The organism is Amycolatopsis sp. NPDC005232, assembly GCF_040607795.1.
Lineage (GTDB): Bacteria > Actinomycetota > Actinomycetes > Mycobacteriales > Pseudonocardiaceae > Amycolatopsis.
The window spans coordinates 89582-104620 of the sequence record NZ_JBEXHL010000023.1 but is presented as its reverse complement, the minus strand read 5'-3'; the positions used below and the strand labels follow the sequence as shown (position 1 = coordinate 104620).

Genomic DNA, 15039 nt, shown 5'->3' with positions numbered 1-15039 from the left:
CGCGAGGTCTGCCACAAACCACCCGGTAAACGTACGGCGCGCGGACTGGGGAAACGGCGAGAGTGCGGAGCGTGGCCGAGGTTGTCGCCGGGACGGTGCGTGATCGTCACCGGCTGTTCAACCCTCCGATATGGTTTGACTTCGAATAGTTCGGCGCCGTACTATCTTTCTGGTGGATGGGTCGTCTGAGGAGGTCGGGATGAATCAGCCGGTACTGGTCCGGGGCAGCGACGCCGAGGTACTGGGCGCCGTGCCGAACCGGACGTGGCTGCTCGCGGACGCCGCCGACACCGGCGGCGTGATGAACGTGGTGCGGACAACGCTGGGGCCGGGCGTGGACGGTCCGCCGCCGCACTTCCACCGGCTCGCGCCGGAGATGTTCTACCTGCTCGACGGTCGCCTTCGCGTCCTCGTCGGCGACGACGTGGTGGTCCTGACCGCCGGCGACTACCTGCTGGTGCCTCCGGGTGTGGTGCACGCTTGGGGCACGTTGGCGGAGTCCGGTGCTGACGTGCTGATCGTGAAGGCGCCGGGGGAGAACCGCTTCGACTACTTCCGCCTGGGCGACCGCATCCGGCGGGGTGCGGCGGATCCGGCGGAGGTCTTGGCCACGCAGGAGGAGTTCGACAACCATTTCACGGCGAGTCCGGTGTGGACGCGGCTGCTGGCGGGGGAGCCGGAGCGCGCTGCCGTGGTGGATTTTCCTGGCAGTGCGGGGGATTGGGCACCTGGCGGTACGGAGGATTGACGGGGTGCCCGCCGGTGCTTCGCCTGTGGTGATGGCGGCGGTCTTGGACTGTGGATTTCGGGCTTCGGACCTCGGGGATCGGTCTTCGGGTCCGGCCGGTGTGGCTCGGGCCTTCGGGGATTGAGTCTCGGACATTTGGCTCGGGCTCGGGCTCGGGCCCTGAGTCTTGAACTTCTTGCCGGAGCCCGGTGTGGACCCGGATCTCCGTGCTTCGGATTGCGGCGTATGCGCTGCGGGGGCGCTGGCCCGCGTGTGCTGATCGGCAAACGTCGGTGCCGCGCGATCAGGCGGCCCGGCCGGTCGGCCGGGCGCGGGCAGGGCTGCGGGCCGTGCGGGTGGTGCCGCGGTTTCTTGGCCGAACTGGAGCCCAGTAAGGCGCGTTGGCCGAGCCCTGGACGTCGTCGTGGCGTGATCGGCCGGCCTGGCCGGCCGTGGGCTGCGCGGAGTAGCGGGGTGACCAGCTCGGTTGAAGCTTTCCGCACATTTGCGTTCCGATCGGTCCGGTTTCCCTCGTTTTCGACCGGTTGTCCAGTGACTCTTGACACACCTCGCCGGCCCCCTTACCTTCGCTGGTAATCGATTTCTCGAACGGTGGGATCGAGGGGGATGGGCGACGACGGCGTCGCGCTGGTCGAGCTGGCCGGCGTCAGCAAGACCTACGGCGGAGTGCGTGCAGTTCGTTCGGTGGATTTCACCGTGTGGGCGGGGGAGGTGCACGCGCTCCTCGGGGAGAACGGGGCGGGCAAGTCCACCCTGATGAAAGTTCTCTCCGGAGAGGTGGCCGCCGAGGAGGGGGTGATCCGGATCGGCGGGGTGCCGGTCCGGTTCGCCCGCCCGGCCGATGCGCAGCGGGCCGGCGTCGCGATGATCCACCAGGAGCTCGACCTCGTGCCGGCGCTTTCCGTGGCGGAGAACGTGTTCCTCGGCCGCGAGCCGCACACCCGCTACGGGGTGCTCGACCGCAAGCTCATGGTCCGCACCACCCGGGCTCTGCTCGAACAGTCCGGTGTGGACCTCGACGCCACCACGCCCGTCGAACGGTTGCGCACCGGCGAACAACAATTGGTGACAATCGCGAAAGCGCTGTCGCTGAACGCACAGATCCTGATCATGGACGAACCGACCTCGGCGCTTTCCCCCCGCGAAGTCGAGCGGTTGTTCACAGTGATCGACCAGTTGCGCACAGCCGGTGTGGCCCTGGTGTACATCTCCCACCGCATGGAAGAAATCGGACGCGTCGCGGACCGGGCGACGGTGCTGCGCAACGGCGAGGTCGTCGCCGAGTTCGCCGCGCGCGAGCTGGCGGCGTCACAGGTCGCCGAAGCGATGGTGGGCCGGCCGGTGCAGCAGATGTTCACGACCGAAACCAAGCCGTCCGAAGGCGAACACGTTTTGGTGGTCGACGAACTCGTTGTCACACCGAAGGCCGGCCGCCGTGAACCCGCGGGGGTCAGCCTGAGCGTCGGCGCCGGGGAGATCGTCGGGGTCGCCGGGCTGCTCGGCTCAGGCCGCACCGAACTCCTCGAAACCCTCTACGGCGCGTCCCCCGGAACCATCACCAGCGGCCGAATTCGGCTCAACGGTGGGGAATACCGGCCGCGATCCCCGCGAGACGCGCTCCGCAGCGGCGTGGCCTTCGTCCCCGAGGACCGCCGGATCTCCGGGCTCTCGCTGGACCACTCGATCCTCGCCAACACCGTCCTCTCCGTCGTCGAAGCCCTCGCCCGCTTCGGCATCGTCTCGGCCGGCCGAGAGCGCGAAACCGCGCACAACTCGGCCGAACAGCTCGATGTCAAACTTCGCACACTGGCCGACCCGGTCGGCGCGTTGTCCGGAGGCAATCAGCAAAAGGTGGTTCTCGGACGCGCTTTGCTCACAAATCCACAACTGCTGTTACTCGACGAACCAACCCGAGGAGTCGACGTCGGCGCGAAGGCCGAGATCTACCGGATCTTGGGAGAAGTCGCACAAACCGGGGTGGGAATCTTGCTCGCGTCGTCCGAACCCGCCGAGCTCGTGGGAGTCTGCGACCGCGTGGTGGTGCTGCGCGGCGGCAAGACCGTGCACGAGCTCGACACCGCGCTCGCCGGCGAAGGCGAGCTGCTCGCCGCGTCGATGGGCGACGTCCGGTGACCGGCCGCAGGATGCTCGCCACGCTGTTCCGGTTCCAGAGCGTCTTCGGGCTCGTCGTGGTGTTCGCCGCCGCGATCGTGTTCTCACCCTCGAGCGACGGCGACCTCGTGTTCCTCGGCGCCGACAACCTGCTCAACGTCGTCCGCGCCATCTCCGAGATCGGCATCCTCGCCGTCGGCATGACGCTGGTGATCCTCGTCGGCGGCATCGACCTGTCCGTGGGCTCGGTGCTGGGCTTGGCGAGCGTCGGCGTCGCCGAGCTGCTCACCACGAACGACTGGGCACTCGTGCCCGCCGTGCTCGCGATCCTCGCACTGGGCCTGGGTTTCGGCCTGGTACAGGGGGCCGCGAGCGCACGGTTCCGCATCCAGTCGTTCATCGTCACGCTCGCCGGCATGCAGATCGCCCGCGGCCTCGCGCGCATGTGGTCCGGCGGTGAAGGCGTGTCGATCACCTACGGCGACGGCCCCGGCCAGGCGCCCGTCCCGTTCTCGCTGCTGGGGGAGCGGACGTTCAACGGCACCGTGCCGATCCCCGCGCTCATCTTCGTGGTGGTCGCCGCCCTCGCCATGGTGCTGCTGCGGGTGAGCGCCTTCTCCCGGCACATCTACGCGATCGGCGGCAACGAAAAGGCCGCGCGGCTCTCCGGCGTGCCTGTGGTGCGGGTGAAGGTGCTCGTGTTCGGCATCTGCGGCCTGCTCGCCGCGCTCGCCGGCATCGTCCACGCGGGACAGCTCAGCTTCGGCGGGCCCAACGACGGCAACGGCTACGAGCTCAACGCCATCGCCGCCGTCGTCATCGGCGGCACCAGCCTCTCGGGCGGGCGCGGAACCGTGCTCGGCACTGTGGCGGGCGCGCTGCTCGTCGGCGTGCTCGACAACATCCTCCAGCTCAACAACATCGACTCCAACGTGCAGCTGATCGTGGTCGGCGTGGTGATCGTGTTCGCCGCCGGACTGCAACGGCTGCGTCCGGGCCGCGCGCAGACCGGACCGTAGAGGCGTTCGCCAGGGAAGGGGAGCTCACATGTCCACCACCACTCGCCGCGGGCTGGCGCTCGCGGTTGCCGGGGTCGCGTTCGTGGCCACGGCCTGCGGCACCACGCACGAGAACGCGCCCGGGGCGTCGTCCGGCGCCGGGCCCGCCACGCAGGCGTGCAAAGGGCCGGGCGGGAAGTTCACCATCGGCATGAGCCAGGCGAACCTCGGCGAGCCCTACCGGGTGCGGATGGACGACGACATCCGCACGGCGGCCGCGTCGATCCCGCAGTTCACGGTCAACTTCGCCGACGCCGCCCAGGACAACTCGAAACAGGTGGAGCAGGTCAGCACGTTCCTCACGCAGAAGATCGACCTGCTGATCATCAGCCCCAACGAGGCCACGCCGCTCACCAGCGTCGTGAAAAAGGCCTACGACCAGGGCATTCCGGTGCTGGTGCTCGACCGCAAAGTGGACGGTGACGCGTACACGTCGTTCATCGGCGCGGACAATGTGGACATCGGGCGCCAGGCCGGCCAGTACTTCAAGCAGCACCTCCTGCCGCAGGGCGGGAAGATCGTGGAGCTGAAGGGGCTCGCGGGTTCGACGCCGGCGAAGGAACGCGCCGACGGCTTCAACGAGGGCATCGCGGGCTCGGGCATCACGATCGTCGGCACGGCCGATGCCGACTGGCTGCGCGACAAGGGCCAGCAGCAGGCCGACGCGCTGCTCAAGGCCCACCCCGACGCGCAAGCGATCTTCTCCGAGAACGACCCGATGGCCGAAGGCGCTCGGCTCGCCGCGCAGAACGCGGGCAAGGCGGCGCTGCCGATCGTCGGCATCGACGGGCTCCCGGTGCCGGAGGGTGGGATCAAGGCGGTGGAGGCCGGGCGGCTCTCGGCCACGTTCATCTACCCGACCGGCGGGGCGGAAGCCGTTGCCGCGGCCAAGAAACTGCTCGTCGACTGCGGGCAGGTTCAGAAGACGCAGACTCTGCAGACGCGGCTGATCACCAAGGACAACGCCGCGCAGGTCTACGCCGAGCTGAACCAAGGCTCATGACGCGCATCGGGGTGATCGCGATCTCCGACGGTCGCGATCACGTGCACCGCCGCAACATCGGGTTCATCCGATCCAAAGTGGACTCGTTCATCGCCGCCCTCACCGACGCCGGCCACGACGTGATCAGCGGCGGGCTCGTGGCCACCAACACCACGGCGACCGCGGCCGCCCGGTCCGTCGCCGCGGCTTCGGTGGACGTGACGGTGTTCTACTACGCAGTCTGGAGCTTCCCGCACTTCACGATGCTGGCGGCCGATGCGACGACGACGCCGTTGCTGCTCGTCGCGTCCACGGATCCGGCGGAACCGGGGCTTGTCGGGATGCTCGCCGCGGGCGGCGCCCTGGACCAGCTAGGCCGCCGCCACACGCGGCTGTGGGGCGCGCCGGACGACCCGGCGCTGGTCGACGACGTCGGCGTGCACGCGCGGGCGGCCGGCGCCGTGGCGTCGCTGCGCGGCTCGACGTTCGGGCGGTTCGGCGGGCGGCCGATGGGGATGAACACGGCCGTCGCGAACACGGATCAGTGGATGCGGCAGTTCGGAGTGGACGTCGAGGAGATCGATCAGTACGAGCTCGTGCTGCGCGCGGAGAAGGCTGACGCCGCCGAGGCCGCGTGCGGGCGCGAGTGGCTGGAGCGGTTCGCGACTGTCCACTATGACGGGGAGAAGCTCACGCCTGTGTTGCTGGAGCGGCAGATCCGGGCGTACCTGGCCGTGCGGGATATCGCGGCCGAGCGCCACCTGGACTTCTCGGGCATCAAGGCCCAGCCCGAGCTTACGGAGAACTTCGCGACGATGGACGTGGCGGAGGCGCTGCTCAACGACCCGTACGACTGGAACGGGCCCAAGGCCGTCCACGTCACCGCCACGGAGTCCGATATGGACGGTGCGCTGACGATGCAGCTGATGCACCGCATCACGGGCACGCCGGTGTTGTTCGCGGACGTCCGGCACCACCATCCCGATCGCGACGTGTGGGATCTGTGCAATTCCGGACAACACGCGACGTGGTTCGCCGCCCGCAGCGACGATCCGGCGGAGAACCTCGGCCGCGTGCACCTGTATCCCTCGGTGTTCTTCTTTCCCGCCGGTGGCGCGTCCATCGCGCACTTCGCGGCGCCGGGGCAGATGACCCTCGCGCGACTGACCCGGCTCGACGGTGCCTATCGGCTGCAGCTGGTGCTGGGCGAGTTCGAATGCTACGACGGCGCCACCAATACCGCCTTGGCCGCTCGGTCCACACCGGAATGGCCGCACGCGTTCGCCCGGCTCGATGTCGAGGCGCCGGTGTTCCTTCGGGGGTTCGGCGCCAACCACATCCACGCCGTCCCGGGCGATCGGCGGCGGGAGCTGAGCGTGGCGGCGGAGCTGCTCGGGGTGCGCGTGGAGGAGTGGACGCGCTGACCGCTTCCGGCCGACGGCGGCCGTGAGCGTGAGCCGAGAGTGACCATGCGCGGGTGAGACTGCTCAGCAGCACCACGAACAGCTCCGCGCACCCCCTGAGCCGCGCCCCCGGCGCGCGCCGGGGGCGCACGAGACCGAGCACGGCCACCAACGCGGGCGCCACCCTCGGCGCGGGCACGGCGACCGTCGGCGGGTTTCGGCGATCAGCGGACCGACCGCCAGCGCCGCGAACCCGCTCAACCCCCGCCACGGGCAGCGGAAGCCGTTGCCGCACCGCCGGATGAAGCCGGGCCCGCACGGAGAATCCCAGCGCCGGCACGGCGAGCAGCACGATCGCCGACGTCCGCCCGTCCGCGGCCGGCACACCTTCCGACACCGCCGCCACGACGGCCGCCCCGCCGAGCAGCCCCGTGAGGAACTGCTCGGCTCGCACCACCGTCGCGTACACCTCGCGCCGCGGCGGCAGGGGTTCGTCGCGCACGAGGTCGGCCGCCGTCTGCGGCAGCGCGGGCGCCGGGACCCGTCCGAGCCGCGCGGCCAGTGGTCCGGACAACTGCGAGAACACCAGCACCACACCCGCCGCCGCGGACGCGGCGCCCGCGCCGTCGACGACGCCGCCCGTCGCGTGCCACGCGGCGGCCCGGCGAGCACGCTTGCCGTGAGCCCGCCCAGGAACACCGCCACCCGTTCGGCCACGGCCACCAGCGCCACCACCGAGGTCACCAGCACGGCCGCGCACCCCGCGAGCACCTGCGGCGCACCGAAAGCGAGGGCACCGCCGAACAGCCCCGGGCACGCGCCTGCCCCGCACGTCGGCGGCGGCCCGCCGAGGACCGTCGCGCCCGCGAGGGCACCGCCGAACATCCCCGGGCTCGCGCCCGCCCTGCACGTCGGCGGCGGCCTGCCGAGGACCGTCGCGCCCGCGAGGGCACCGCCGAACAGCGCCGGGCTCGCGCCCGCCCTGCACGTCGGCGGCGGCCTGCCGAGGACCGTCGCGCCCGCGAGGGCACCGCCGAACAGCGCCGGGCTCGCGCCCGCTCCGCACGACGGCGGCGGCCCGCCCAGGGCCTGCGCGCCCGCGGTGAACGTGAGCGGCGGCCGGGCGGCCGCGAGCGCGGCACCCGCGCCGGAATCGCCCAGCGCGCGACAGCACCGTGGCCGCCACGAGCAGCAGCACGGCCACCCCACCGGCCGTCAGCGCGGCCGCGCCCCACGGCGTGCCGGAGCGCAGCACAGCGAGCCGCGTCAGCAGCACGGTCGCGCCCGCCCCGCCCAGCGCCCACGTGTGCTGGGGAGCCCGCAGCCGGCCGGTGCGCGCGGCGCCGGCCGCGACCGTGACCCGTGACCGCGAGGTCGTCGTACTCCAGTTCCGGCCGGTCTGTGCCTCTTGGCACAAGGTGAAGCACCTCACCGTCGCGCACGCGCTGGGCGCCCAGAGCGCTCGCCTCCGTCACGGGGGTGCCGTCGGGCGGCGCAGCATTCAGCCGCCCCGACGGCACCCCCTCTCGGCGAGTGCATCGCCGGCGCGGCGCACCAAGCCGGGTAGCAGCCCGCGACTGGCGAGCGGTCCGGCAGCGCCAGGTCCATGCGGCGGACCGGCGCGTCGATCATCACCCTCACCACGCCTGTGGTCATCGTCCGTCCTCCCGGGGCTCGTGCGGCTCACGACGACGGGGGAGCGCCGCCCGCGGGGCCCTCGACAGCTTCCGGACATCATTCGGGGACGCTCTTCATACCGATGAGTGAGCGCATGAGACGTCCGTCTCCACCAAAGGGGTGAAAGATCGGTTGTCGGGCAGCTCGTACTCTTACGGGGCGTTACTCATAGAGGAACATTCACGTTGAGCCGTGAGTTGCTTTGAGCCAAGAACGAGATGAAGGAGGTACCGCCATGGGCACCGAGCCCCCCGTCGTTCACGCGACGATCGTCTTCGGGCTGCGCACGTTCGGGAGCGTTCCGCTGCCGGTGCGCGCTGACCTCGAGTACGACCCGTCGGACCCGTACGCCATTTCCGTCGGCTACCACGCCGGCCCCGGTGTCGTCCGCTGGCTCTTCGGCCGCGACCTGCTCGCCGACGGCCTCATCGCCCCCGCGGGAGACGGCGACGTGCGAGTGCGCCCGGCCGCCGACGACGCCCGAGTGGTCGTGGAGCTCAACGCCCCCGACGGCTCCGCCGTGCTGGAAGCCCCGGCCGACGAGCTGGCCGACTTCCTCGACCGCACCTACGACGAGGTGCCGGCCGGCGACGAGGCCCTGTGGTTCGACTTCGACCAGGAGCTCGCGAAGCTGGCCATGCGGGACTGAGCTTCCCGGCACCAGCGGGAACTCAGCTGTACCGAAGCTCCGCTTTACCGAGACTCCGCTCTATTGAGGCTCAGTGCCGCCGAATGGCTCGTACCACTGAGCCGTCTGCACCACCGATCCGCCGCATCACCGAGCTTCGCCGAGCCCGTCGCACTCTCCGCATCACTGGGGCCTCAGCGACACCGAGGCCCCGCACCACTGGGGCTTGAGCGGCACCAAAGCCGCCGCGCCGCCGGGTTCTCAGCCCCGCTGTCCGGCCCACCGGACGGCGGGACCCATCGCCCACCCGGCGGCCACGAACACCGCGCCCACCAGCAGCCAGCCGGGGGTGCCCCACTGCACCACCACCGTGCTCAGCAGCGCGGGGCCCGCCATCCGGGCCACGGACGTGCCGGTCCCGAAGAACCCCTGGTACTGGCCCTGCCGCGTGGCAGGCGCCAGGTCGAACCCGATTTCCCAGGTACCGGCCGACTGCAGCATCTCCCCGAGCACCTGCAGCAGCGCTCCGGCCACGAGCACCGCGACGGCCACCGTCGCCGACGAGCCCGCCGCCGACAGCGCGAACGCCACACAGGACGCGGCCAGCAGCACTCCGGAGTGCCGCACCAGCCGCGTCGCCGAGCGCAGGCCGGTCACCCGCGTCGCCACACGCACCTGGCCCAGCACCACCACGATCGTGTTCAGCACGAACAGGGCCGACACCGTCCACTCGGGAGCGTCGGTCCGCGAGACGATCCACAGTGGAATCGCAACGCTCAGCAACGGCATGCGCAGCAACAGGATCGCGTTCAGCAGCGTGACGAGCGCGTAGGGCCGGTCACGTAGCACGGCCAGCGCCGGCTCGCCCTTGACCCGCGGCACCGGCGCGACGGCCGGCAGCAGGCGCAGCAGCACGGCGGACACCACGAACGCGGCCGCGTCGAGCGAGAACGCGGCGACGTAAGCGCCGGGTGTGTCGGCCAGCAGCGCGAGCCCGCCGAGTCCTGCGCCGACGGCCAGCCCCGCGTTGCCGGCCGACTGCAGGTGCGCGCGGATCCGCGTGCGCTGCTGCGGTTCCGCCACCGCGGCCAGCAGAGCCTGCCGCACGGCGCTGACCCCGCATTGACCGGTGGCATAACAACATGCGGCGAGCGTGAACGTCCACGCCGAACCCGCGAACAGAAACGCCGTGATCGCCAGCCCGGTCGCCACCGAAAGCAGCACCGCCGCGCCCCGCGCACCCCGGCGGTCCGCCACGTTCCCGAGTGGCACGCCGGCGACCGTGCCGACCGCCCAGCCCAGCGTGAGACCCAGCCCCACCTGGCCTGGTGTCAATCCGACAACACGCGTGAAATACAGCACCGAGCACGTGAGAAAAGCACCATCGCCCAGCGAGGCGGCGAGCTGCGCGCCCGCGAGCACGCGGCCGGGCCGCGAGCTGGTCACGGAGGCGGGGCGCTCGATCGTCGTCATGCCGTAGACGTTAAAAGAGCGTTTGGCTCTGCACCAGATCCAATTCTGCGCATCCGGACCGGGCCAATGTAGGCTGCCGGAGGTGGACTTCCACGTGACGCTCGCCGGGCGCGGCGACCTCGGCACCCGCATCTACCGCGAGCTGCGCGACGCGATCCTCGACGGCCGGCTGCGCTCCGGCGAACGCCTCCCGCCCACCCGTGAGCTGGCGAAACGACTGTCGGTCTCCCGCAACACCGTCGCCGTGGCCTACGACCGGCTCACCGCCGACGGGTTCCTTTCCGGCCGCGTCGGCTCCGGCACCTACGTGTCCGCCGAGCTGCCCGCCGGCCGGACGAGACACGCACCCGCCGGTTCGGCCCTGCGCCCGCGCGAGGTGTGGCGGACGCTACCCCCGCTCGAGCCGGCGGGCGCCGATCCGGAGTACGACTTCCGCGTCGGCATCCCCGACGCGCGGCTCTTCCCGATACAGACCTGGCGCCGGCTGCTGTCGGCGGAGCTGCGGGGAACCGGTTTCGCGCAGTACGGCGACCCCGCGGGCCACGCCGGGCTGCGGGCGGCGATCGCGCGCCACGTCGGCGTTTCGCGGTCCGTGCGCGCCGACGCCGACGACGTCCTCGTGACGCAAGGCGCTCAGCAGGCGCTCGACCTGCTGTGCCGCGTGCTGCTCGAACCCGGCGACCGCGTCGCGATGGAAGAACCCGGCTACCGCATGGCGCGGCTACTGTTCCGTTCGCACGGCGCCGAAATCGTCGGCATACCCGTGGACAGTGAGGGGTTGCGGGTGTCGGCGTTGCCCGCGCGCACGCGTCTGGTGTACGTGACGCCGTCGCACCAGTTCCCGCTGGGCACGCCGATGTCGCTCGCGCGCCGCACCGCGCTGCTCGGCTGGGCCGAGCGCGCCGGCGCGCTCGTGATCGAGGACGACTACGACAGCGAGTTCCGCTTCTCCGACCGGCCGCTCGAACCGTTGCAGAGCCTCGACCGCGCCGGCTGCGTCGCCTACGTCGGCTCGTTCTCCAAGACGCTGCTTCCCGTGCTGCGCCTGGGTTTCCTGATCGCACCACGCTCGTTGCGCGGCGCACTCCTCCACGCCCGGCAGCTCGCCGACTGGCACGGCGACCACCACGCGCAGGCCGCGCTCGCCCGGTTCCTCGACGAGGGCCTGTTCGCCCGCCACATCCGCAAGGCGACGCGCGAATACGCCGCGCGCCACGAGCACATCACGACGCTGCTGCACGAGGAATTCGCGGAACTGCTCACGCCGGTGCCCTCGGCCGCCGGGTTGCACCTGTGTGCACTGTCCGAAGTGGACGTGGAACCTGTTGCGGCACGGGCGAACCGGGGCGGTGTCGGCGTGCAGACATTGGCGGGACTGTGCGGGGAACCCGCGCCGTCCGGTCTGGCTCTCGGGTACGGCGCCGTGGCCCCGGAGAAGATCGCGGCCGGGCTCGCCGTACTGAAACGTGTGTTCGACGAGGGTTGACCTCACAGCACACCGGCGTACGGTCGGACGTGTTGGCTGTTGTTCAGACACGTGCTCCGGTCAGCGCCCCTGCAGGTTCCTGCGAGAGGAGCGCTCCATGAACACCCCGTTTTCCCCGGTTTCGATACCGGCGGAGCTCACCATTACGACCACCGACCACGAGAGCACCCGCGTGCTCACCCCGGTGGGCGACCTCGACGCCGCCACCGCTCACGTTTTCGCCGAAGCACTCGCGGACGCCGCGCGGCTCGGCGGGCCCGTGGTGGCGGATCTCTCCCGCGTCGAATTCCTCGGCTGCGCCGGAATCCGCGCGTTGTTCGCCGCGCACGATCGGGCTGTTTCGTTCACCGTGGTGTGTGACGGCCTGCACGGCGTGCGCCGCTGCCTCGACGTGACCGGCGCGTCCGACACGCTGGCCGTGCACACGACGCTCACCGAAGCGCTGGCGGCCGCGGTCGCGTCCTGAGTGAGTTTCGGGGTCCGGGGCCTCGGGTAGGCCGAGATCATGACTGCTCACACGACGAACGTCCCGGACCTCGAGCTGAACAACGGCGTGCGCATCCCGCAGTTCGGGTTCGGCGTTTTCCAGATCCCGGAGGACGACGCCGCCGACGCCGTGCGGACCGCGCTCGAGGCGGGCTACCGCCACATCGACACCGCGCAGATGTACCGCAACGAAGCCGGAGTCGGCGAGGGCATCGAGAAGTCGGGTGTGCCTCGTGAGGAAATCTTCGTCACCACGAAGCTCGCCAACGATGCCCAGGGCCACGACAACGCGATCAACGCGCTCGAAGGCAGCCTGCGCCGGCTCGGCCTCGAATACGTGGACCTGTACCTGATCCACTGGCCGTTGCCGCACCAGGACAAGTACGTGCGCACCTGGGAAGGCTTCGAAGAGCTGCTGCGCGCCGGGAAGGCGCGCTCGATCGGCGTGTCGAACTTCCAGGTGGAGCACCTCGAAGAGCTCGCCCGCCAGACCGGCACGGTGCCGGCGGTGAACCAGATCGAGCTGCACCCCGCGTTGCAGCAGACGGAACTGCGCGCCTACCACCGCGCGCACGGCATCGCGACCGAGGCGTGGAGCCCCCTCGCGCAGGCGGCCGTGCTGTCCGACCCGGTGCTGACCGGGCTGGCGGACAAGCACGGCAGGACCGCGGCTCAGGTGGTGCTGCGCTGGCACCTGCAGTTGGGCAACATCGTGTTCCCGAAGTCGGCCACGCCCTCGCGCATCCGCGAGAACATCGACGTGTTCGATTTCGAACTTGCCGACGAGGACCTGGAAGCGATCGGCAAGCTCGACGCCGACCACCGCACGGGCCCGCACCCCGACACGTTCCGCGGCTGACCCGTCGCCGCGGGTTTTCCCCCGCTGGTCGAGGGGTAGTTCTTCGGAAGAGGCCGGAAGGAGTGTGCCGGGATGAGCACAGAAGCGTACGTCTCGTTCCTCGCCATCGGTGTGGTGCTTGTGCTGATCGACGGGCAGGTCATCTACCGCAGCGGACGCGGGTACCTGGAGTTCCTATGGTGACCCGGCCGCCGGCGCGTCGATGACCCGGTTGGTCACGGTGCTGTTCCACCTGGTGACGCTGGGACTGCTGGCGTTGCTGTCCACGATTCCGCTGGGCGACAGCGATCTGCCCGGCGTGGTGGGCCGCGTCGGCGTGCTGCTGCTGGTGCTGGCGATCGTGCACGCCATCACGCTCACCGTGTTGGGCCGCATCCGCGGCGAGCAGGTGGGCGAGGCCGTGGTGAACCGCAGGATCTCGCGCCGGGAGGCCGAGCAACGCGGAACGGCGGTGACCACGGCCGTGCCGGCCCAGGAGGCGAGCTATCCGGACGTGAGCCCACCGCTGGAGCATCGCGCGCCGTGAACGCCCTTCATGCCTCAGACTTTCGTGAACGAACCTGAGGAGTGACGGAATGAACAGACCCGTGGTCGAAATCGAACGCGAGCGCAAGTACGAGGTCGCGCAGGACGCGGTGGTCCCCGAGTTCGTCGGCGGCGGGACGGTGCAGGGCCAGGACGCTCCGGCCGAGGAGCAGCTCGACGCGACGTACTACGACACCGCCGGCTTTTCCCTCGTGCGCGCCGGGATCACGCTGCGCCGCCGCGTGGGCGGGCACGACGCCGGGTGGCACCTGAAGCTGCCGGTCGGGCCAGACGAGCGCGAGGAGCTGCAGATCCCGCTCGGCGCCGACGACGGCAAGGTGCCCCGCGAGCTGAACCAGCTGCTGCGCGCCCACACGCTGGGGCACAAGCTGCTGCCGATCGCGCACCTCAAGACCGACCGGTTCGAGCATCGCCTCACCGACGCGTCGGGCCAGATCGTGGCGACGGTGACCGACGACCACGTGACCGGCGAGGTCGGTGGCAAGACCGCGCGGCTGGACCGGTGGCGCGAGTTCGAAGTGGAACTGAAGGGCGACGCCGCACCGGACCTGCTCGACGAGCTGGAGAGCACGCTGGTCGACGCGGGCGCCCGGACGTCGCAGTGGCCTTCGAAGCTGCGGCGGCTGATCGGCGACCGCGTGCCCGACGGGCAGGTGGTGGGCAAGCGGCCGGACGCCGGCGAGGTCGTCGGCGCCTACCTGCGGGAGCAGTTCGCGGCGCTGCGGCGCGCCGACGTCGGAGTGCGGCGCGACGTCGAGGACTCCGTGCACCAGCTGCGCGTGGCGTCGAGGAAACTGCGGAGCGCGCTGCGGACATTCTCGTCCATTGTGGACGACGACCGGATTCCGAGCGTGACGCGCGAGCTGAAGTGGCTGGGCGGCGAGCTGGGCCCGGCCCGCGACGGCGAAGTCGTCGAGGCGCTCGTGCGCGAGTGGCTCGACGGCGCGTCGGCCGAGCTCGTGGTCGGGCCGGTCGACCAGTTCCTGACGCGGCGGTTCTCCCGCGAGGCCGTGGACGCGCGCAAGAAGGCGCTGGAAGCGTTGCGCGGCAAGCGGTACCTGGCACTGGTGCAGGAGCTGGACGCCGTGGTGTCGGGTGTGCCGACCGATGCCGGACCTGCGAAGAAGGTGTTGCGCAAGCCGGTGCGCAACGCCGCGGGGAAGCTGCGGAAGGCGGAGAAAGCGGCGCACGGGCTGTCCGGCCGGGAGCTGGAGCACGCACTGCACGACGTGCGCAAGAAGGCCAAACGCGCCCGCTACGCGGCGGACGTGGTGCGGCCTGTGTTCGGCAACAAGGTGCGCGTGTGGCGCAAGAACGTGAAGAACGTTCAGCAGCTGCTGGGTGACCACCAGGACTGGGTGGTGGCGGGGCCGATCGCGTACCGCCTCGGCGTCGACGGCCACGACGAAGGCGTCGGGTTCACGTTCGGCGTGCTGTACGGGACCGGTGGGGGAGTGCGCGCGGGCATGCAGCGGGAGTTCGTGAGCCGGTGGAAGCGGCTCGAAAAGGGGAACGCGCCGAAGTGGCTGTAGGCCGCGCGGCGAGGTGACCACGAACGGCGGCCGGGTGTCGGGGCGAGGT

Annotated in this window: 12 protein-coding genes and 1 pseudogene; 12 read left to right on the top strand and 1 reads right to left on the bottom strand. The window is 70.9% G+C overall.

Annotated features, from left to right (window positions below):
- The first annotated feature begins 199 nt into the window (after positions 1-199).
- The 7 genes from ABZU76_RS34815 (at position 200) to ABZU76_RS34785 (ending at position 8629) form a co-directional block, all read left to right on the top strand.
- Positions 200-748: a cupin domain-containing protein gene (locus tag ABZU76_RS34815; protein ID WP_354877261.1), complete on the top strand. Its 549-nt coding sequence runs from the start codon at positions 200-202 to the stop codon at positions 746-748.
- A gap of 606 nt (positions 749-1354) precedes the next feature.
- Positions 1355-2881: a sugar ABC transporter ATP-binding protein gene (locus tag ABZU76_RS34810; protein ID WP_354877258.1), complete on the top strand. Its 1527-nt coding sequence runs from the start codon at positions 1355-1357 to the stop codon at positions 2879-2881.
- Between the two features lie 11 nt (positions 2882-2892).
- Positions 2893-3879 carry an ABC transporter permease gene (locus ABZU76_RS34805; protein ID WP_354877389.1) on the top strand — a complete coding sequence of 329 codons (987 nt, stop codon included), beginning with the start codon at positions 2893-2895 and terminating at the stop codon, positions 3877-3879.
- A gap of 28 nt (positions 3880-3907) precedes the next feature.
- A complete protein-coding gene (locus tag ABZU76_RS34800; protein ID WP_220238921.1) occupies positions 3908-4921 on the top strand; it encodes a substrate-binding domain-containing protein in 1014 nt (337 codons plus the stop codon).
- A complete protein-coding gene (locus tag ABZU76_RS34795) occupies positions 4918-6324 on the top strand; it encodes an L-fucose/L-arabinose isomerase family protein (RefSeq protein WP_354877255.1) in 1407 nt (468 codons plus the stop codon). The genes ABZU76_RS34800 and ABZU76_RS34795 overlap by 4 nt, the downstream gene beginning before the upstream one ends.
- A 280-nt stretch (positions 6325-6604) precedes the next feature.
- Positions 6605-7669, top strand: a complete 1065-nt coding sequence (locus tag ABZU76_RS34790; RefSeq protein ID WP_354877252.1) for a hypothetical protein — start codon at positions 6605-6607, stop codon at positions 7667-7669.
- A 546-nt stretch (positions 7670-8215) separates the two neighbouring features.
- Positions 8216-8629, top strand: coding sequence for an SsgA family sporulation/cell division regulator (locus tag ABZU76_RS34785; protein WP_354877249.1), 414 nt, complete (start codon positions 8216-8218; stop codon positions 8627-8629).
- A 240-nt stretch (positions 8630-8869) separates the two neighbouring features.
- Here the strand turns inward: ABZU76_RS34785 and ABZU76_RS34780 are convergent, their stop codons facing one another.
- Positions 8870-10081, bottom strand: coding sequence for an MFS transporter (locus tag ABZU76_RS34780; protein WP_354877246.1), 1212 nt, complete (start codon positions 10079-10081; stop codon positions 8870-8872).
- 82 nt (positions 10082-10163) lie between these two features.
- Here ABZU76_RS34780 and ABZU76_RS34775 point away from each other — a divergent pair, with 82 nt between their 5' ends.
- The 5 genes and pseudogenes from ABZU76_RS34775 (at position 10164) to ABZU76_RS34755 (ending at position 14990) form a co-directional block, all read left to right on the top strand.
- Positions 10164-11567, top strand: a complete 1404-nt coding sequence (locus ABZU76_RS34775) for a PLP-dependent aminotransferase family protein (RefSeq protein ID WP_354877243.1) — start codon at positions 10164-10166, stop codon at positions 11565-11567.
- Positions 11568-11664: 97 nt separating this feature from the next.
- Positions 11665-12033, top strand: a complete 369-nt coding sequence (locus ABZU76_RS34770) for an STAS domain-containing protein (protein ID WP_354877240.1) — start codon at positions 11665-11667, stop codon at positions 12031-12033.
- A gap of 39 nt (positions 12034-12072) precedes the next feature.
- On the top strand, positions 12073-12912 hold the full coding sequence (locus ABZU76_RS34765) for an aldo/keto reductase (RefSeq protein WP_354877237.1): 840 nt from the start codon (positions 12073-12075) through the stop codon (positions 12910-12912).
- Positions 12913-12984: 72 nt separating this feature from the next.
- Positions 12985-13438 (top strand): annotated as a pseudogene (locus tag ABZU76_RS34760) (hypothetical protein).
- A 49-nt stretch (positions 13439-13487) separates the two neighbouring features.
- Complete coding sequence (locus tag ABZU76_RS34755; RefSeq protein WP_354877234.1) at positions 13488-14990, top strand: CYTH and CHAD domain-containing protein; 1503 nt, start codon at positions 13488-13490, stop codon at positions 14988-14990.
- Positions 14991-15039 lie beyond the last annotated feature (49 nt).